At 70.3% G+C, this 18,307-nt stretch carries 17 protein-coding genes and 2 pseudogenes; 6 read left to right on the forward strand and 13 right to left on the reverse strand.

The window, feature by feature from the left end:
• Positions 1-36 precede the first annotated feature (36 nt).
• The gene (locus QF027_RS37550) at positions 37-2,148 is read left to right on the forward strand and encodes a SpoIIE family protein phosphatase (RefSeq protein WP_307079686.1); all 2,112 of its coding nucleotides are present in this window, start codon (positions 37-39) and stop codon (positions 2,146-2,148) included.
• Positions 2,149-2,262: 114 nt separating this feature from the next.
• On the forward strand, positions 2,263-2,451 hold the full coding sequence (locus tag QF027_RS37555) for a hypothetical protein (protein WP_307079687.1): 189 nt from the start codon (positions 2,263-2,265) through the stop codon (positions 2,449-2,451).
• A gap of 45 nt (positions 2,452-2,496) precedes the next feature.
• Here QF027_RS37555 and QF027_RS37560 read toward each other — a convergent pair whose 3' ends face one another.
• From QF027_RS37560 to QF027_RS37585, 6 genes and pseudogenes are all read right to left on the reverse strand, one after another.
• Positions 2,497-2,766 (reverse strand): hypothetical protein, encoded by a 270-nt coding sequence (locus tag QF027_RS37560; RefSeq protein ID WP_307079689.1) that lies wholly within the window; start codon positions 2,764-2,766, stop codon positions 2,497-2,499.
• A 21-nt stretch (positions 2,767-2,787) separates the two neighbouring features.
• On the reverse strand, positions 2,788-3,393 hold the full coding sequence (locus tag QF027_RS37565; RefSeq protein WP_307079691.1) for a CocE/NonD family hydrolase: 606 nt from the start codon (positions 3,391-3,393) through the stop codon (positions 2,788-2,790).
• A gap of 106 nt (positions 3,394-3,499) precedes the next feature.
• Positions 3,500-4,377, reverse strand: a pseudogene (locus tag QF027_RS37570) (alpha/beta fold hydrolase).
• Between the two features lie 19 nt (positions 4,378-4,396).
• Entirely contained in the window at positions 4,397-5,098 is a 702-nt protein-coding gene (locus QF027_RS37575; protein ID WP_306974615.1) for an SDR family oxidoreductase, read from the reverse strand.
• A 71-nt stretch (positions 5,099-5,169) separates the two neighbouring features.
• The gene (locus QF027_RS37580) at positions 5,170-5,346 is read right to left on the reverse strand and encodes a hypothetical protein (RefSeq protein WP_307079693.1); all 177 of its coding nucleotides are present in this window, start codon (positions 5,344-5,346) and stop codon (positions 5,170-5,172) included.
• Positions 5,347-5,852: 506 nt separating this feature from the next.
• Positions 5,853-6,308: an MMPL family transporter gene (locus tag QF027_RS37585; RefSeq protein ID WP_307079695.1), complete on the reverse strand. Its 456-nt coding sequence runs from the start codon at positions 6,306-6,308 to the stop codon at positions 5,853-5,855.
• A 104-nt stretch (positions 6,309-6,412) separates the two neighbouring features.
• On the opposite strand from QF027_RS37585, the gene QF027_RS37590 reads away from it, so the two are divergent.
• Genes QF027_RS37590 through QF027_RS37600 form a run of 3 tightly spaced genes read left to right on the forward strand, consistent with a single transcriptional unit; the run spans position 6,413 to position 7,873 of the window.
• Entirely contained in the window at positions 6,413-7,537 is a 1,125-nt protein-coding gene (locus QF027_RS37590; protein ID WP_307079696.1) for a 4Fe-4S binding protein, read from the forward strand.
• Complete coding sequence (locus QF027_RS37595) at positions 7,534-7,701, forward strand: hypothetical protein (protein WP_307079698.1); 168 nt, start codon at positions 7,534-7,536, stop codon at positions 7,699-7,701. Before QF027_RS37590 ends, QF027_RS37595 begins: the two co-directional genes overlap by 4 nt.
• 19 nt (positions 7,702-7,720) lie before the next feature.
• A complete protein-coding gene (locus QF027_RS37600) occupies positions 7,721-7,873 on the forward strand; it encodes a hypothetical protein (RefSeq protein WP_307079700.1) in 153 nt (50 codons plus the stop codon).
• A 59-nt stretch (positions 7,874-7,932) separates the two neighbouring features.
• On the opposite strand, the gene QF027_RS37605 is transcribed toward QF027_RS37600, so the two are convergent.
• The 4 genes and pseudogenes from QF027_RS37605 to QF027_RS37620 form a co-directional block, all read right to left on the reverse strand.
• Positions 7,933-8,922 (reverse strand): hypothetical protein, encoded by a 990-nt coding sequence (locus tag QF027_RS37605; RefSeq protein ID WP_307079702.1) that lies wholly within the window; start codon positions 8,920-8,922, stop codon positions 7,933-7,935.
• A gap of 334 nt (positions 8,923-9,256) precedes the next feature.
• Positions 9,257-9,925: pseudogene (locus QF027_RS37610) on the reverse strand (nucleotidyl transferase AbiEii/AbiGii toxin family protein).
• Positions 9,926-9,930: 5 nt separating this feature from the next.
• Entirely contained in the window at positions 9,931-10,323 is a 393-nt protein-coding gene (locus QF027_RS37615) for a hypothetical protein (protein WP_307079704.1), read from the reverse strand.
• 766 nt (positions 10,324-11,089) lie between these two features.
• Positions 11,090-12,277, reverse strand: coding sequence for a magnesium and cobalt transport protein CorA (locus QF027_RS37620; protein ID WP_307079706.1), 1,188 nt, complete (start codon positions 12,275-12,277; stop codon positions 11,090-11,092).
• Positions 12,278-12,429: 152 nt separating this feature from the next.
• On the opposite strand from QF027_RS37620, the gene QF027_RS37625 reads away from it, so the two are divergent.
• A complete protein-coding gene (locus QF027_RS37625) occupies positions 12,430-13,590 on the forward strand; it encodes a winged helix DNA-binding domain-containing protein (RefSeq protein WP_307079708.1) in 1,161 nt (386 codons plus the stop codon).
• 18 nt (positions 13,591-13,608) lie between these two features.
• Here QF027_RS37625 and QF027_RS37630 read toward each other — a convergent pair whose 3' ends face one another.
• The 3 genes from QF027_RS37630 to QF027_RS37640 form a co-directional block, all read right to left on the reverse strand.
• Entirely contained in the window at positions 13,609-14,256 is a 648-nt protein-coding gene (locus QF027_RS37630; RefSeq protein WP_307079710.1) for a LysE family translocator, read from the reverse strand.
• A gap of 117 nt (positions 14,257-14,373) precedes the next feature.
• Complete coding sequence (locus tag QF027_RS37635; RefSeq protein WP_266509784.1) at positions 14,374-15,165, reverse strand: S1 family peptidase; 792 nt, start codon at positions 15,163-15,165, stop codon at positions 14,374-14,376.
• 213 nt (positions 15,166-15,378) lie between these two features.
• Positions 15,379-18,204, reverse strand: a complete 2,826-nt coding sequence (locus QF027_RS37640; protein WP_307079712.1) for a helix-turn-helix transcriptional regulator — start codon at positions 18,202-18,204, stop codon at positions 15,379-15,381.
• Positions 18,205-18,307 lie beyond the last annotated feature (103 nt).

An 18,307-nucleotide genomic window follows, 5' to 3' on the forward strand; every position in this document is an offset into this window, starting at 1 on the left:
CGTTCCTGAGTTTCCCCGCGATGCTGGAGGTGCCTCGTGACCAGCGTGGGTGATCCGGCCGCCGTCGACAACGACGATCTGGATGCCGTGTTCGCGGAGACGGTGCGCCGGACCGGCGCGTCCGTCGGCGCCCTGTACCTGCTCACACCTGATGAACGGCTGCTGCGTCTGGATGTGCTGTGCGGAGCGCCGGCCGAATTCGCCGCACCGTGGGCCAGGATCCCGATGGCCGCTCCGGCACCGGTGGCTGTCGCGGTCCGTGAAAACCGCATCGTATGGGTGGGCAGCCAGGAGGAGATGGTCCGCGCCTATCCGCGCACCGCGGTGGTGCTTCCCTACCCGCTGGCCCTGGTCGCCGCGCCGGTGGCCGACGCCCGGCGTCGGGGAGCGCTGCTGCTCATGTGGCCGGCCACTCGTCCCCCGTACATGACCGGACGGGAGCGGGGGCACATCGTGTCGAGTTGCCGACGTCTGGCCCGGCTGCTGGAGGAAGCCGTCGCGCACGGAAAGTCCCCCTCCGGCGACGACAGGCCTCGTGTCGTCCCCGTCGAGCGCCGGCCCGGGAGCCCGGCGACGGCCGCCGCCGACTTCGCGGAGCGCCTGCCCGGCGGAAGCTGCGCGCTGAACCTCGAGGGTCAGTTCACCTACCTCAGTTCCGGCGCCTGTGACCTGCTGGGCTGCGAAGCCGGCCGGCTGCTGGGCACCCTGCCGTGGCAGTCGTTGCGCTGGCTGGACGATCCCACCTACGAGGACCGTTACCGAGCCGCGGTGATCAGCCGCGAGCCCGTCTCGTTCACCGCGTGCCGCCCACCGGACCGCTGGCTGGACTTCCATCTCTTCCCGGACGCCGGCGGCATCAGCGTCCGCATCGTTCCCAGCGGCGCACAGGCGCTGCCGTCACCGGCGCCAGGCCGCTCCACGCGGACCGTCACACCGGCCGGCGCGGGCCGGCTGTACCAACTCACACACCTGGCCGCGGGTCTGACCGAAGTCGTCGGAGTGCAGGACGTCATCGCCCTGATCGCCGACCAGATCATGCCCGCCTTCGGCGCCCAGGGCCTGGTCCTGTCCACCGCCGAGGCCGGACGACTGCGGATCACCGGCCACCGCGGCTACGACCCCCACGTCATCGAGCGCCTCGACGGACTGCCTCTCGACACCGACTTCACCCCGGCCGGGCATGCCCTCGCCAGCGGCATCCCCGCGTTCTTCGCCGACCCGGCAGAGATGCGCCGTATCTACCCGGAGGCTCCGCAGGTCAGCGGGAAGCAGGCGTGGGCCTTCCTGCCCCTGATCATCTCCGGCAGGCCCGTCGGCTGCTGCGTCCTGTCCTACGACCAACCTCACGCGTTCCCGGCCGAGGAGCGCGCCGTCCTGACGTCGCTCGCCGGGCTCATCGCCCAGGCTCTGGACCGCGCCCGCCTCTACGACGCCAAACACGAGCTCGCCCACGGCCTGCAGCAGGCACTGCTGCCGCGCGTCCTTCCCCAGGTCGACGGACTGCGCGTAGCCGCACGCTACCTGCCCGCGACCCAGGGCATGGACATCGGCGGAGACTTCTACGACCTGATCCGTCTCGGTGACACGGCCGCCGCGGCCGTCATCGGCGACGTCCAGGGACACAACGTCGCCGCCGCCGCCCTGATGGGCCAGGTCCGCACCGGCGTCTACGCGCACGCGACCCTCGGCACGCCCCCCGACCAGGTCCTCGCCCGAACCAACCGGCTCCTCACCCACCTGGCCCCCGAGCTCTTCACCAGCTGCCTCTACGCCCACTTCGACTTCACCCGCCGACGCGTGTGCCTGGCCAGCGCCGGCCACCCGCCACCCCTCCTGCGACTGCCCGGTCGGGTCACCCGGCCCGCCGTCGTCCCGCCCGGACCACTCCTGGGAATCGACCCCGACGCCGACTTTCCCCTGACCGAGATCCCGCTGACTCCGGGCCTGATGCTGGTCTTCTACACCGACGGCCTCGTCGAAACACCTGGAGTCGATCTCGACGACTCCTTCACCCGCCTCGCGCACCACCTCGCCCAAGCCGACGAGCGGGACCTGGACCTGCTCATCGACGACCTGCTCAGCAAGGCCGGCACAGCCGGGCAACGCACCGACGACGTCGCCATCCTTGTGCTGCACGACGGATCCTGAACCGTCTGTCGAGGCGCCTCCTCCCGGGCCGACTTGGATGCAGGCGCGCTTCGGTCGGGCTCCCCGGGGAACTCGGCGGTCCGAAGGCCTCCTATGTGAGCGAGGTGTCCTCATATGTCCAATCCACAGCAGCCAGAACAGCGACGCAGCCAAAAGGGCGGCAGCACGCCGCAACAGAGCGGTGAACTGAAGGCCCGGCAGACCGGGCCGAAGGACGACCGTGCCCACGGCACGGACAAGGGAGAAAAGGGCGGCGGGCAAGGTGGCGGGGTGCCGCCGGACCAGCAGCCCGAGCACCCGTGATCAAGAGCGACCAGGCCGGAACCGCTCGACATCGTCCGGCAGCAGCTAAGCGCCGTCCCGGCGCCTGTCGGTGATCTCTGTCGGCCCTGGTGAGGGCGGCGGTTCCGGCACGGCTGTGCCGGAACCGGACCGCGCGGTGACCAGTGCCTGTTCCAGAGCGGCGCGGATCTCGTCGGACAGCCGGCCGTCGTGGACCCAGTCAACGATCTGCTCGGAGACCTGCCGTAGTTTGATGTTGGTGTGGTCATCCGTGACGAGGTCGACCACCGCCTGCGCCTGCTGGACGCCGCGCAGGGCCCTGCCGACGGTGGGCAACGGGGTGGGCCACTGGAGGAACTACGCCAGGTCCACGTCGAGTTGCCACGCATGGCCCAGCAGGTGCCCGACGGTGACCTGCGCGGTCGCCCACTCGACGTGGCCGTCCGCCTCCCACTCGGTGCCGGGCCCGCCCTTGGCGCCCCGGAACTCGACGTGTTGGCGCAGGTGGCGCTGTGCTGCAGCAACGCCGAAGCCGGGCGCAGGTCCTCGCTGCTGCCCGAAACCGTCAAGTCCCCTCTGCGCAGCGCGATGCGCAAGCTGGGAGCCGGCACCCGCTTCGAGGCGGTGGTCGCCGCACGTGCCGACGGAGCCGTTCGCACCGGGAAGGGCAGCAGCCCACCGCACGGTGTCGTACCCGTCGCTCTCCTCGTGCGTCCACGGCTCCCACCCACCCTCGGAGGCGAACCGGCCGCGGGTGTCCTGGAGGACCACCATGAAGCCACGCCGAGCCGCCGCCAGGGGATCGAGGATGGCGAGCGCCAAGGGCGTCTGCTTCCGGTACGGCAGCCTGCTCAGCAGGACCGGCCACGGTCCGCTGCCGCCGGGCCGGTAGACGTCCGCGCGCAGGACCATGCCGTCACGCGTCTGCGTGGGTACGTCGGACTCGACCCGGATCTCCGTCATGTGCTGCTCCTTTGCCTGCCACGACGTCTCCTCGAGAAGGTGGTTGATCGGGCCTTCCCCTGCGCGAGACCCCCGATCGGGGGTGACCACGGCGGTCTCGGGACGCTCACGCCACCGCGTTCAGCAAGTCGGCCAGCACGTCGGGCCGTTCCAGGGCGATGAAGTGGCCGGCCTTCGGCACCTGCGTGAAGTCGGCGGTCGCCAGGAGCTGCTTGTTGGCCTCCCGGTCCGAGAGCCGGGACCAGTCCTTCTCCCCGTAGACGAAGTGCACGGGGGCCTTGACCTCGGGATAGCGCGAGCGGGCCGCGATGAGGCTGGGCAGGGCCTGGTACACGGCCCGCGCCACGCTCGGGTAGCCGGGGCGGCCGCCGACCTGGAGGAGTTCGTCCACGTAGTCGCCCCGCAGTGCGCTCTTGTCGCCGAGGCCGCCCTGCAGGATCGCGCGGAGGGCGGGCCTGGGCTCCACCCCGGCGATCACCGGGCCCACTCCGGGTGCGAGGACACCGCTGACCACCACGCGGGCGAGGAGACTGGAGCGGGCGATCCCGCCGCGGAAGTCGTAGGTGTTGACCGCTACGACGCGCCGGACACGCTCCGGCAGATCGGCCGCGGTGCTCAGGGCGAGCACAGCCCCCATGGACTCCCCGACCAACGTGACGTCCTGGTGGAGGTCGAGTTGGGTGAGGAGCCGCTCGACGCCCGCGCGCATGGCCGGCTCGTCGTACGACGCCCCGGGCACGATCTCGGAGTAGCCCATCCCCGGCAGGTCGAGGGCGTACACGGTGTACTGGTCGGAGATCAGCGGGATGAGGTGGCGGAAGTGCTCGGCCTGGGTGCGCACGGTGTGCAGCAGGACCAGGGGGCACCGCGGCCCGCCTTGAGGTAGCGCAGCGTTCCCTCGCGGCTGTGTCCTGCGCGTGGGGTGATGGTGTGGCTGGTGGTCCCAGGGATGTGGATCGTGGGACGCGGTTCCTGGCCGGGCATCTGCCTGTGTCTCCTGGCCCTACTTGGCCAGCTGGGCGTACAGCCCGGCCAGGTCTCCGGCCAGGCCCGCCTTGACCTGCCGCGTGAGGTCGTCGCCGAGGACTTCGTACGCGCCCGTCTCGATGCCGTCGAGGGCGAGTGCCGCGATGTCGCGCGGGTCGGACTTGGGCGCGTCGACGCCGGCCGCCAGGTCCGTGTCCACGTATCCCATGTGCAGTCCGGTGACGGAGATGCCGCGCTGCTGAAGCTCCAGGCGCAGGGAGTTGGTCTGCGACCACAGGGCGGCCTTGGAGGCGCTGTAGGAGTTGCCGAGGGCCAGCCAGGAGAGCACGGAGTGCACGTTGAGGATGTGGCCGCCGCCGTTGTGCTCGATGACCGGCACGAAGGCTCGGGCGAGAAGCAGCGGGCCGTAGAAGTTGGTCTCGAACTCCCGGCGTACGTCGTCGACCGGTGAGTCGAGGAAGGAGGCGCCGACCGCGGCACCGGCGTTGTTGATCAGTACGGTGACGTCGTCGGCCTGTGCGGCGGCCGCCGCCACGGACGCCGGGTCGGTGACCTCCAGCGTCACCGGGACCGCGTCGGGATGCGTCACGGTGCGCGGGTCGCGGGCCGTGGCGTAGACCTTGGCGGCACCGCGCACGTACAGCTCTTCCACCAGCGCCTTGCCGATGCCCCGGCTGCCGCCGGTGACGAAGACGTTTGCGCCCTTCAAAGCGGTCATGACTGCCTCCACAAACATAGGGAACCGATCGGTTTCCATCACAGTAAACCGATCGGTTTCCCAGCGCAAGCTCATCGAAGGAACCCGTTGCGTGGGGCCGCCTTCAGAGTGTCGTTCCGTATCCGTGCATCCCCGTCGGCGCCGGAGAGGGTGCCCGCCAGGCTCTCGACGTACATGGTGATGCGGTCGCCTCGCGGCGTGGACGTCGAGCCGGGCGCTCCGTCGATGTGCTGGATCTGCGGGCCCATGGGTACGGCCGTCTTCAGGTCGCGGATCGTGACACCGGCCGCGGAGAACGTGAATACCCGCTTGGTCCGGCGGCCGTGTCCACGCTCACGACACCACCGAAGACGAGGTCGCCAGTTCGAGGCGGCTTCCCTTCATGTTCCACGACTCGGCGGCGAATCGCCCTGCGCTCCTGTCCTCGGGGGCCGCGAGATCGCTGATGGCGCAGGGGTGGCCGGTTTCCCGGGGTGACTGGGGGGCTGTGGGCGGGGTGATGAGCCGGTGGTCCGTTGGCCGGGGGGGGGATACGTGGGCAGCGACCGGTAGCAGGTCCTGGGGTTTGCGTGGCCGTTGGCGTCGGAGCGGCCGAGCTCGGCGAGGGACCCGCGTCGGGTGCCGGGCTCCGCTGATCCGGTTGCCGCGGAAGAGGGGGCCGAGAAGGGCCGCAAGGCCGGTGGAGGAAGAGGTCGCGCTCGGAGTGGCGGAGTGCGTGCTTGGCGATGCGGTCGGAGCCGGGGCGAGGTCCGTCTCATCTCGGCGTGGCTCTCGCGGCGTCCGTTGTGGCGGTGCAGGGGGCGCCGCTGCTCGAACTTCGGTACGGGAGTGCTCCACGACGATCCGGCGGCAGGGTCGGCGGCACCTGGTCTGGCGGGCCAATGCCCAGAGTGGCGACCGTTCTTCGGGTCGATCCCCGAAGTGCCACCAGTACGTCCGTGAGGGCCGCGAACACCATGCCGACGCCGAACAACTGGATGGTCAGCACACCGCTCATCCCGATCGCCGCGAGCGGCACGCACATCAGCACCGCGGCGCTCATGGCCAGGCGGCCGATGGGCCCGAGCACGGTCGCCACGGCTTCGGTGCTGTCGCCCAGCTGGTCGTACTGCTCCCGCATCCGGGACACCAGGAACACCTCGCCGTCCATGGAGAGTCCGAAGATCGGGGCGAACAGCGTGATCGGCACGTTGGGCTCGATGTTGCCCATCGGATCAGGGCTTGCATGTGAAAACCGATCAGTTTACTGTGTTGAAACTGATCGGTTTCTCGTCGTAGGCGGGCGAGTTCCGGGCCCGAGCACTAGGAGCACGGATGACTGCCGCGCGCGACGCCGAGGGACAACTGCCGAGTCCCAGGCTTCCGGCGAAGCTGGCCGCCCACCCGTCGGTACAGGCCGTACTCGCTCGACGCAGAGCCGGTGACGCGGTGCGCCCACCGGAGGTGATCGACGCGGCCTGGCTGCGCGAACTGTGCCTGGCGGCCGGCGCGGACGACGCGGCCGCGGTGAGCCTGGACCACCCCGACCTGGCCGGCGAGCGCGAGTACGCGCGGTCCGCGCTGCCCGGCACCCGCACCCTGATCGCGATGGCGGTCCGGATGAACCGCGACAACTGCCGCTCCCCGGCCCGCAGCGTGGCCAACCAGGAGTTCCACCAGACCGACGAACAGGCCAACCATGCCGCGCGCAGCGTCACCCAGGCGCTCCAGGACGCCGGCTACCGCGCACTCAATCCATCGGTCGGCTTCCCCCAGGAGATGGACCGCTTCCCCCGTGAGCGGATCTGGGTGGTGGCGCACAAGACGGTCGCGGTGGCCGCCGGGCTCGGCGTGATGGGTCTGCACCGCAACGTCATCCACCCGAAGTTCGGCAGCTTCGTCCTGCTGGTCACCGTGCTGGTGGACGCGGAGGTGAGCGAGTACGGGCAGGCGCTGGACTACAACCCCTGTATCGACTGCAAGTTGTGCGCCGCCGCCTGCCCGGTCGGCGCCATCGCCAAGGACGGGGCCTTCGACGCGCTGGCCTGCACCACCCACAACTACCGCGAGTTCATGAGCGGGTTCACCGACTGGGCGCAGACCGTGGCCGACAGCGAGGACGCCGCCGACTACCGCTCCAGGGTCAGCGATTCGGAGAGCGCCTCCATGTGGCAGAGCCTGAGCTCGCCCCCCGGCTACAAGTCCGGCTACTGCCTTGCCGTGTGCCCCGCCGGCGAGGACGTCCTGGGCCCCTACCTGGACGACCGCAAGACGTTCATGGACACCGTGCTGCGACCGCTCCAGGACAAGAAGGAAACCCTGTACGTCCTGCCGGGCTCTCACGCGCAGGAGTACGCCCAACGCCGTTTCCCCCACAAGCCCGTCAAGGAAGTCACCGGTGGCTGGCAGCCCCCGGCGAAGCGCTCCGCGTCAACCGAGCGAGAGCAACGTACGTCATGAGTGGCATTCCCCCCTTCCGCGTCCTGCGCGCCAAACCTCTGTGGATCGCCAACGGCGTCGTCACGGGCGTACTCGCGCTCCTGCTCGCCGTGTTCTACGTCGGCGCCGACATCGATCCTGTCGATCACAGCACTGGCACACGGAGCTCGTTGCGGAGATCGTGACCCCATCCTCGTCACCTACGTGAACGGCGCGAGCGTCTCGCACAACGAGGTGTACAACCTGCCCTACTCCGGCATAACCATCGGCTACGGCTGGGGCACCAAGGACATCGGCGACCGACAACTGGACGAACAACAGTTCCGCGAACATCACCAACACCAACGGCCGCGGTGACGTGGTCAGCGGCACCGTCGTCGTCAGTGACGGCAACTGGCCGTCAGCTGCCGAGACGGTCATGAACAACTCCGGTATCCAGCCCCGGTACCGTCCGCTGACCACCGCCTCAGGGTCAGGGCGCCGGTGTTGTTGGTCGCGCTGCTGTTCTCATGGCCCCAACTGCCGGTGTTGCGGAAGACGTTGTCGTAGCCGAACGTGTTGTTGGCCCACGAGGGCTGGGCCATCGTGGGAGCGGTTGACCGCGGCGCGGGCCCTGGTGGCCAGGGTGCCGTCGACGTACAGCTGGCGTGTGTCGAAGCCAGTGCCGACGTCAGCCTTCCAGATGTTCTTGGCCGAGTCCTGCACGGTCCAACCGGTGGCCTTCTGCGCCCCGGTGATGACGGGATGGGCGCCCAGCGCGGCAACCAGACCGGTGCCTTGACGGTGGCAGCGGTGGACGTGAGCTGGTCGAGGTAGCCGTCGGCGTTGCGGTCCCGCTGGAAGCCGACGCCGTTGTCCGGGGTCACCACCACAGCCGCGTATCCGGCGGAGGAGCCGTCGTCCGTGAGGTCGTTGCGCAGGACGACGCCGGCCTTGGCCCAGCCGTTGGTGTTGTCCAGCTTGTCGACCCGGGCGGTCACCGACGTACCGTCGACAGCTGCCCCGTCGCGGAAGACGGTGCCGTACTCGTCTTCGTGCTGTCCGCCGGCACCCCAGATGTCCTTGCCGGCGTCGGTGATCGTGAAGTGCCCACCGCCGGCAGCCAGGACTACGTCAACCGGGGCCTGTCTGGCCGGTGTTGGCGGGGGCGGAGGAGTGGGCGCTGTAGGGGGAGCCGACGGGGGGCTGTTGAGATAGCGCAGCGAGCTGTTCGTGAAGGTGTAGCCGCCGGTGGTCGCGGTCAGGTCGCGAGCCGCAGGGCTCCTCGCCGGCAGGCCGGACTCACCCGGTGTGGCGGCCCATACAGGGCTGAGGTTGCCGGTCGAGCGCGGGCCGGAAAGCGGGCGTCGGTAGCGCTGGCCTGGCCTGTTCCGGTGACCGCGGACGTATGGCGGCTCCGTCCGCACCGATTTGGACCGTGGCGGGCAAGAGGTGCTTGCTGCGGGTGACGAGCGCACCCGTGCGCTGTGGATGATCTTCCAGCCGCTGTCCGACGGTCCGGCCGTGGCCGGCCTCCTGGCGCCGGTCACATGGCGCGCGGGCACCGTCGGTGGTGACAATGAACCAGGCACCGGCGGGCCGCAACGCTCCAGGCCGCTGGGCGGCCTACACCGCATCGCGATGGTACTGGGATTCCGCCCTTCGCCCGGTTGCTGACCTCCTTCCTACCTACCGGTTTCCTGGCTCCTGTCCTGGTCGGCATCGCCGGCAGCTTGGAGATCCGGTTCCGAGCGGACGTGATCAGTCGATGTCCGGGTCATCGGATGTTTCGAGGAGGCGGGTTGCGAGGTCGTCGGCCCACTCCACGGCCCACGTGCGGAGAGCGGCGATGGTGGCATCGTCGAGACCGTAGGCCGTGAAGGCTTCGTCGTCGGTCCACTCGGCGCCTGTGAGGTTCGCCTGCAGATCCTCGCCCTAGAAGCGGCCGCGGGCCTGGCGGCGGCCGAACTCTTCGAGCTCGGCATTGGTCCAGCGGCGGGAGGCTGCGAACACGTCGATCAGATCGCGGGGCGCTCCGCGGTCGGCGAGGGCGCGGACCTTGGTCCCGATCACGTCCTCCTCCGCGAGGACGGGCCCGTACGGGCTCTGGGCGACCGGCCGCCAGAAGATCTCCTTGAGGATGTCGACTTCGCATTCCTGCCCGGTGGCCGGGTCGGTCACGGTGAAGCGGGCGGACAGCGGGGCGGTCTCCAGCGCGTGAACCTTCCAGCCGCGGGCTTCCAGGCCGGCGCGGAGCGTGGCGGCGATGTCGGCCATGGGCGCCGGGTTCTCGGTGGCGACGTCGAGGTCCTGGCTGGGGCGGTTCACGAGGCGGTGTGCCCGCACGGCGTATCCACCGGTGAGAACCAGTGGATACGGGGAACCGAGCGCGATCACATCCGCCAGGAGCCGAGTGTGCAGCTCCGGCATGTCCGTCACGCGGCTGCCCGGGTGCGGGAGGCGAGCTGGGGGAAGGCGTCTTCCCATACGGCGCGCACAGTGCGGCCGACGAGGGTGCGCAGCACTGGCCACAGCTGGAGGAGCAGGTCCCGGTCGAGGTAGCGGGGCAGGTCGTCGTGTAGGCCCTCGTGCAGGACGGTGCGGTACAGGCCCATACGCTGGCGCGGCTTGCCCAGATCGTATGAGGTCATCCCGGACCAGGCCATGTGCAGCGGCAGATCCACAACCCCCTGGGTCGGGCCGTGCAGCTCGTCCAGCGACTCCGGCAGACGGCGGCGGAACTTCTCCCGGTACAGCGCGAGGTCCTCGGCTACCGGGCCCGAGACGTCCGTCGGGGTGGGTGCGGGGTGCTGTGGGCTGGAGGGCATGACTCCATTATGGCGACCGGAGACAGTTCGAGGGTCATGGTGCGTGAGCTAGAGTCCGGAGCGAGCAGGGGCGGATCCCCGGGTGAGCTGGTTGCCGCAGTCATGCTCAGCCCTGAGCAGGACGTCGGCCTTGACGCTCTGGGTGTCTGCACGAAGGACGATGAGCCCAAAAACCGGCTCTGACCAGTACTCTTCTGGGATCCTTCCAGGCCGATACCTTTCCGATGGCGCATCACATGGAGTGTGTTGCCATCCTCGCACCAGCCCGCGAAGGGCTCGACCTGCTCTTTTGTCGGTGCGTGTTGTGTGCACTGATGCCCGGCAACGGGCGGTGCGGGAACGGACGGACTCTCAGTCGCAGGAAGCGGCCGCCACCGTACCTTCCGATGGAAAAGACCTACAGCAGTACAGGCTGGCCGTCATCGCATGTGGACTACACAGGATCGTCGGCGAACAGGGGCAGCCGAAAATTCTCACTGTCTGTGATGTGGCTGCAGCGGCGGCGACGTCGCGCGGGGGTGCCGAACAGGAAGCCATGCGGGCCAGTTGCCGAGAAACCAAGGCAGCGGGCTGCCATTCGTTTCTCCCCGGATTCTCCCCAGCGGATGCCAATGCGCTAAAGACCTGGTCAGGGGCTCTTCGGAGGTAGGACGAGGAGATCACCCACATCATTTCTCCCCAGGGACTCCCCAGGGGTGCTTCCCGCCCTGTCGTTGGCCGATGCGAGAGCAAAGACCACAGAAGAACTGGGCTCGACAAGAGGTAGTCAGAGCCAGTCCCGCCGCTTGAAAATTACGTACAAACTGACACAAACCACCCCCATCAGGCCGATGGCAAAGGGGTATCCGAAGCTCCAACCCAACTCGGGCATGTCCTCGAAGTTCATGCCGTAGATGGTTCCAACGAGCGTCGGAGCAAAGAGGATCGCTGCCCAGGCCGAGATCTTCTTGATCTCCTCGTTCTGTTCGAACCCCGCCTCCGCCAACGCCCGCATCTCCGCGTTCTGTTGCTGGGTGACGAGGGTCGCGTTGACCGTGAGGATGTCGGTGAGGGCCTGGCGGAAGCCGTCGACTCGTTCGCTGGTGTGGGTGACGTGGTCCGCGACGTCCCGCAGGTAGCGTTGCAGTTCCTCGTCCGTTCCGTACTTGGCGAAGCCGGCCATCAAGGAGTGCAGCATGCCGACCAGGGGGCGGGTGGCGCGCTGGAACTCGACCATTTCGCGGGAGAGTTCGTAGATACGGCGGGAGACCTCCGGGTCGCCGCGGAAGACCTCCGTCTCGATCTCGTCGATGTCGTTCTGGACGCCCGAGACGACCGGCGCGTAGCCGTCGACCACCGTGTCCAGGATGGCGTAGAGGACGGCCTCGGGGCCCAGGCTCAGCAGTTCCGGTGCCTCCTCCATGCGATGGCGGACCGCCGAGAGGTCAGGGGCCGCCCCGTGCCGGACCGTGATCACGAAGTCCGGGCCCACGAACACGTGCAGCTCGCCGAAGTCGACCTCCTCGGGGGCGTCCAGGTAGCGGGCCGCGCGGAGCACCACGAAGAGCGTGTCGCCGTAGCGCTCCAGCTTCGGGCGCTGGTGGGCCTCCAGCGCGTCCTCGACGGACAGTGGGTGCAGGTCGAACTCCGCGGCCAGGGACAGGAGTTCGCTCTCCGTGGGGCGAGCCAGGCCGATCCAGGCCATTCCGGACGGCTGTTCGCGCAGTTCACGGAAGGTGTCCGCGAGCGTCGCGGGCGAGGAGACGCGCACACCGTCGCGGTACAGAGCCGCCTGGACGATGCTCGGCGGCTCGGCCGTCTCGGGGGCGGGTGGTTCGGCGTCGGGCGCCGGAGCCCGGGGCGGGGCGGAAGGCGGGGTCAGGGCGCGGCGCCAGGCGGACTTTCTGGGACCCTTGGCGGCGGAACCCTTGGCGGTGGAGCCGTTCGCGGCGGGGCGGGCGCGTCGCTCGGACATCGTGGCTGCCTCTCGCTCTCGGGTCGAGCCGATGTCGGCGTGATCACGGAGCAGGGTATACGGGGCAAATGACATCGTAGGGGGAGACGTCACCGAGTCTCGGTGAGAGTTGCGGACAGGACGTGTCCGCAAGCGCCTCTAGCGTGTCCGGTATGACCAAGACGACCACGTCGGCTCCCGTGCTCAGCCCCCGCGCCCTCAATCGCGCGACCCTCGACCGGCAGCTGCTCCTGCGCCGGTCCGGCCTGTCCGCGAAGGCCGCCGTCGGACATCTGCTCGGCCTCCAGGCCCAGAACGTCAAGCCGCCGTACTACGCGCTCGCCGCCCGCCTCGACGGTTTCGCCCCCGAGCGGCTGTCGGAGCTGATGGCCGACCGCGAGGTCGTCCGGATCGTCACCATGCGCTCGACCATCCACACCCACACCGCCGAGGACTGCCTCACCCTGCGGCCCCTCGTGCAGCCCGCCCGCGACCGCGAACTCATCAACTTCCGCAAGGGACTTCAGGGCGTCGACCTCGACCGCCTCACTGTCCTCGCCCGGGAACTCGTCGAGACCGAGCCGCGCACCATGAAGCAGCTGCGCGAGGCACTCCTCGCCGAATGGCCGGACGCCGACCCGCAGGCCCTCGCCATCGCCGCCCGCTGCAAGCTCCCCCTCGTCCAGGTCACCCCGCGCGGACTCTGGGGGAGAAGTGGCCAGGTCGCGCTCACCACGGCAGAGCACTGGCTCGGCCGTCCCACCGGACCCACCCGCACGGAACCCACGCCCACCCAACCCACCCGCACTGAACCGGCACCCACCGGCCCCACCCCCGACGCCACCGTCCTGCGCTACCTCGCCGCCTTCGGCCCCGCCTCCGTCAACGACATGCAGACCTGGGCCGGACTCACCCGCCTGCGCGACGCCTTCGAGCGGCTCCGACCCCGGCTGCGCATCTTCCGCGACGAGAACGGCGTCGAACTCTTCGACCTCCCCGAAGCGTCCCGTCCCGCCGAGGGCACGCCCGCCCCGCCGCGTTTCCTGCCGGAGTTCGACAACCTGCTGCTCTCCCACGCCGACCGCACCCGCGTGGTGCCCAAGGAGTACTGGGGCCGCAGCTGGCAGGGCAACCAGGCCTACTGCACGTTCCTCGTCGACGGCTTCCTCGCGGGCGTCTGGAAGCTCACCCAGGACGCGCTCGTCGTCCAGCCCTTCGACCGGCTCACCAAGGCCCAGCAGAAGGACGTCACCGCCGAGGGGCAACGGATGCTCGCCACGCTGCACCCGGGGACGCCGTACGACATCCGATTCGGGACGGTCGTGGAGAAGTGACGACTCAGAGAACCGCCGTCAGTCCGCCCGCCCCGTCACCGCCACCGTCAGCCCCAGCCCGATCATCGTGAACCCGCCCGCGCCGCCGATCATCGAGAGCCGGCGGTCGGAGCGGGCGAACCAGGTGCGGGCGGCCGACGCGGTCAGGCCCCACAGGGTGTCCGTGACCAAGCCGATGGTGATCGGGACCAGGCCGAGGAGGAGCATCTGGACGGGGACGCTGCCCGCCGAGTGGTCCACGAACTGGGGGAGCACGGCGGCGAAGAAGACGATGCCCTTCGGGTTGGTGACACCGACGAGGGCACCGTCGAGCACGGTCCGCAGATCGCCCCGCGCCGGCCCCGCGGGCCGGGAGGTGATCGCCGACGCCTTCAGCTCGCCCCGGTGGCGGAAGGCCTGCACCCCGAGGAAGACCAGATACGCGGCGCCCGCCAGCTTCACCGCCAGATAGACGGCCACCGACCGCTCCACCAGGGAACCGATCCCGACCGCGACCGCCACGACGAGCAGATAGGAACCGAAGACGTTGCCGATCGCCGTCGCCACCGCCGTACGCCTGCCGTGCGCGAGGGCCCGGCCGATGACGAACAGCACACTGGGCCCGGGGATGACGATGACCAGCAGGGACATCGCGGCGAAGGTGAGGACACGGTCCGTTGACACCATGGCGGTCATTCAAACACGGATCGCACCCATGGACAGGGGGCGCTGCGGGCCGCTCGTGGTGGCCCGCAACGCCCCCGGCTTCTCACCTGAGGGATGCTCAGGAGAACCTCTGGGGACCTACGAGTTGACCTGCGCGGTCACGAGGCTGGAGAAGGTGGTCAGCCGGGTGTAGACACCCGGGTAACCGGCCTCAGCGCACCCCTCTCCCCAGGAAGTGATACCTGCCAGGACGCCCCCGATGAGCAGGGGACCGCCGCTGTCGCCCTGGCAGGTGTCTACGCCGCCGGATGTGTATCCGGCGCAAACCATGTCGCTCGCGACGAAGTCGGAGCCGTAGGAACTGGCACAGCTGGAGTTGGACACGATCGGCACGGTCGCGGTCCGCAGCTGGTTGGAGGAGCTGCCGCTCTCCGAGGTGGTGCCCCAGCCGACGATGCGGGCCGTGGTGCCGGCCGCGTACACGCTGGTCTGCGACGAGGAGACGTAGGACGCCGTGGTGTACGGCATCGACGTCGACAGCGTCAGCACGGCCACGTCGTCGCCGTTGGTGGCGTCCGTGTAGTCCGGGTTGATCCAGATCTTGCTGACCCGGCTGACCGTGCCGTTGGTGCCGTTGAGGTAGGTGCGGCCGCCGACGACTCTCACGCTGCTCGTGGTCTCACCGACCATGCAGTGGGCCGCGGTGACGACCTTGGTCGCGGAGACCAGGGTGCCGCCGCAGAACTGGTTCTGCGAGGCGTCCGTGATCTGCATCATGAACGGGTACGAGGTCGTGGTCGTCGTCGTACCGCCGACGATGGGCTGGGGAGCGGCGACGGCGGTGGGGGCGCCGAGCAACGCGGTGGCGGCGGCAGCGGCGGTCGCCAGGGCGACGCCGGTGGCCTTCTTCGCACGAGTGAGCCCGAACATCAGTGAGTCTCCTCAGGGTTGCCGGTGGGGGGTCGCGCGGGTGTGGGGGTGTACACGGGGGTCGCGGGACCGACCCCCGTATGCCCGGGCGAGCGGCACGTTCATAAGCTAGAACGTGGAAGTTCCCCCTCCCAATGAGGGAACCCCCTAGGGGAGTTGGGCAGGGAAAACCCTCGGTCAGCCCTGAGGAGAGCGTTCCTGACGGCCCGTCGGCTACGGGCGGCGCCCCGCCGCCAGCCGGACGATGTCCACCCGGGAGCGGATCCCGAGCTTGCGGTAGACCCGGGTGAGGGTCGCCTCGACCGTCTTCACGCTGATGAACAACCGCGCGGCTATCTCCCGGTTGGTGGCGCCCTCCATGACGAGCGCGGCCACCTGACGCTCCATCGCGGCCAGCCCTTCGAGCCCCTGGAGCCCCTCCAGGCCGTCCGGCGCAGCGGTGGGCGTGGGCTCCGGCTCCTCCGGCCGGGCCAGTGCGGCCGCCTCCACCTGGCGCAGCCAGGGCAGCGCCCGGCAGCGCCTGAAGAGCCGGGCCGCCTCGTCGTACGACGTCGGCCCCGGCCGCCGGGTGCGCAGCTGGGCCAGGACGAAGGCGGCGCGCGCCTCCTCCAGGCCGTAGCCCAGCTTGGCGAGACGATCCTGCACCGACGTCAACTGGACCAGCGCCGCCTCGTGTTCACCGCGCGCCGCCCGCACCAGTGCCTCGGCCCGGTCCAGTACGGCGAGCACGCTCTCCCGGCCCAGCCGGAGCGCGTTCACCCGCGTCACGTCGATGACGTCCTGCGCCTCGCCGGTCTCCCCGATGCGTACGAGGGCCTCGGCGAGGTCGCCCTGCCAGCGGCCGCGCGCCGGGTCCGTGATGCCGAGCCCGTGCTCCAGCTCGCGCACCCGGCGCAGTGAACGGACCGCGCCCTGCGCGTCCCCGGCGACGAGCTGCGCGTACCCGAGGACGGCCAGGCCCCGGGACTCGTACATCTGGTCGCCGTTCTCCTCGGCGTGATCGACCGCCTCCCGGGCCAGTTCGAGCGCCCGCTCGACACTGCCGCCCGAGGCCTCCGCGATGGAGGCGAGCACGGCCGAGGCCACCTCGCCGATCCCGGTGTCCCGGGCCATCATCAGGCTCTCCCGGGCCAGGTCGAGGGCCCGCCCGCAGTGTCCTGAGCGCAGTTCGGTCTCGGCCACCCCGCGCAGGAAGTGCACCTCGCTCTCGACCGAACCGCGCCGCCGCACCTCGCGCAGCAGCGCGGTGACCGTCGCGCGGGCCTCGGGCAGCTGGTCGCTCATGATCAGCCAGCGGAAGCGGGAGTACCCGGCGCCGTTGTGATGGCAGGCCACCCGCGGGTCCTGGGGCTCCTTCAGGGCGCGCTTGATGGTCGCGGGGGCGTCCGGATGGCCCATGAGGGTCTCCAGCTGGGCCTGGAAGGACAGCGCCATCAGTTCGTTGTAACGGTCGCCCGCCCGCGCGGCCAGGGCCGCCGAGTGCGCGGCCTCCCCGCGGGCCTCGTCGAAGTCGCCCTCGACGAGCAGGGCCCGCCAGGCCAGCTGGTAGCGGATCAGGGCGAGCAGTTCGGGGTCGTCGCCCGCGTCGGCCAGCGCCTGCGGGAAGACCGCGTCGACCTCCGTCATGGCGTGACCGGCGGTGTCGATCACGATGATCCAGGCCCGCACCCGGTCCGCGGGCACGGTGGCCCGGGTGAGCACGTCCCGGGCGATGTCCCGGGCGAGGTCCAGCTCACCGGCCGTGATCGCGTCCTCGGCCGCCGCGAGCCGCCGTACGTCAGGAGCGGGCACACTGTCGGCCGGGGTGTGCCGGGCCGACAGCAGCCCGAGGGAGGCGGCCATCGAGGGTGCGCCCCGGTCCCGGGCCAGGGCCGCGGCCTCGGCGAGCCGGGCGGCCACCTCCGGGTCGGTGCCTATGGTCGCGAGGGCGAGATGGCGGGCCCGCTCGATCGGGTCGGAGGCGGCCGTGGACAGCGCCCGGTGCGCGTCCCGCCGGTCCTGCGCGGGCGCCTCCGCGTACAGCGCGGCCGAGATCAGCGGATGCGCGAAGCGTACGGCGGGACCCTCGGCCTCCGTCGCGAGCAGGCCCAGTGCGGCCGCCTGGGCCATCTCCGCCTCGGCGTCCCTGCGGCCGGCCGCGTGCAGCAGGGCCGGGGTGGGGCGGGCGCCCGCGCTCGCCACCAGGAGGGTGCGGCGGGCCTCCTCGGACAGCATCTCCAGGCGGCTGAGCACCAGGGCCCGCAGCGAGGTGGGCACCGGCAGCGGCTCACCGGGGCGGGGCGGGGTCGGGTTCTCGGAGAGCGCCCGGCCGAGTTCCAGGGCGTAGAACGGGTTGCCGCCGCTGGTGCGGTGGATGTCCCGGACGGTGGAGCGCTGCAGGCCGGTGTAGCCGCGGTGGTCGAGCAGCGCGGCCACCTGGGCGCGGGTGAGCGGGTTGAAGCGGACGGCGAGAGCGTCCGGGGGCAACGCGCGTAGATGGCGGTCGTACTCGGGACCGTCGGTCCGGACCGCGCACAGCATCCGCACCGGGATGTCGCCGAGCCGCCGGGCGGCGAAGCCCAGCAGCTCCAGGCTCGCGGGATCCAGCCACTGGACGTCGTCGGCGACGACCAGGACCGGCCCCTCGGCGGCGAGGGCGCGCAGCGCCGACAGCACGGCCAGGCGCAGGGCGAGGCCGTCGCGCTGGAGGGTGGACTCGCCGCGTCCGGTCAGCGCCGACTCGAGCGCGGTGCGCTGGGCGGCGGGCAGCTTGTCGGAGACGTCGTCGAGGACCAGACCGAAGAGGTCGGCCAGGGCCAGGAAGGGGAGGTGGGATTCCGACTCGGTGGCCGAGCAGCGCAACACGGTGTGGGCCGCTTCGCCGTATTCCGCGGCCAGGGCCCGCAGGACGGTCGACTTTCCTATTCCGGCCGGGCCGTGCAGGAGCACGCTGCCGCCGCGGGCCAGCTGCTCACGGGCCTGGCCGAACAGCTCGTCCCGGCCGATGACCAGGTCAGGGCGGCATCTCGCAGGCTCCTGGAAGTCGCGTGGCACGGTCACCGCTCCCCTCCCTGGGTCGTGTCCTGGCCAATATTAGGCAAGGTGCTTTGAAATTCGGCGGGAAGAGGTGGTGAGGGAAATAACAACGGTTCCGCATGAGAAA

The sequence above is a fragment of the Streptomyces canus genome (genome assembly GCF_030816965.1).
Lineage (GTDB): Bacteria > Actinomycetota > Actinomycetes > Streptomycetales > Streptomycetaceae > Streptomyces > Streptomyces canus_E.

Bases quoted from the DNA above. Each gene is read 5' to 3' on its own strand.
- QF027_RS37555 (WP_307079687.1), top strand. From the start codon at position 2,263: ATGTCCAATCCACAGCAGCCAGAACAGCGACGCAGCCAAAAGGGCGGC.
- QF027_RS37565 (WP_307079691.1), bottom strand. From the start codon at position 3,393: ATGACGGAGATCCGGGTCGAGTCCGACGTACCCACGCAGACGCGTGAC.
- QF027_RS37575 (WP_306974615.1), bottom strand. From the start codon at position 5,098: ATGACCGCTTTGAAGGGCGCAAACGTCTTCGTCACCGGCGGCAGCCGG.
- QF027_RS37580 (WP_307079693.1), bottom strand. From the start codon at position 5,346: ATGGGCCCGCAGATCCAGCACATCGACGGAGCGCCCGGCTCGACGTCC.
- QF027_RS37585 (WP_307079695.1), bottom strand. From the start codon at position 6,308: ATGGGCAACATCGAGCCCAACGTGCCGATCACGCTGTTCGCCCCGATC.
- QF027_RS37590 (WP_307079696.1), top strand. From the start codon at position 6,413: ATGACTGCCGCGCGCGACGCCGAGGGACAACTGCCGAGTCCCAGGCTT.
- QF027_RS37595 (WP_307079698.1), top strand. From the start codon at position 7,534: ATGAGTGGCATTCCCCCCTTCCGCGTCCTGCGCGCCAAACCTCTGTGG.
- QF027_RS37615 (WP_307079704.1), bottom strand. From the start codon at position 10,323: ATGCCCTCCAGCCCACAGCACCCCGCACCCACCCCGACGGACGTCTCG.
- QF027_RS37620 (WP_307079706.1), bottom strand. From the start codon at position 12,277: ATGTCCGAGCGACGCGCCCGCCCCGCCGCGAACGGCTCCACCGCCAAG.
- QF027_RS37625 (WP_307079708.1), top strand. From the start codon at position 12,430: ATGACCAAGACGACCACGTCGGCTCCCGTGCTCAGCCCCCGCGCCCTC.
- QF027_RS37630 (WP_307079710.1), bottom strand. From the start codon at position 14,256: ATGGTGTCAACGGACCGTGTCCTCACCTTCGCCGCGATGTCCCTGCTG.
- QF027_RS37635 (WP_266509784.1), bottom strand. From the start codon at position 15,165: ATGTTCGGGCTCACTCGTGCGAAGAAGGCCACCGGCGTCGCCCTGGCG.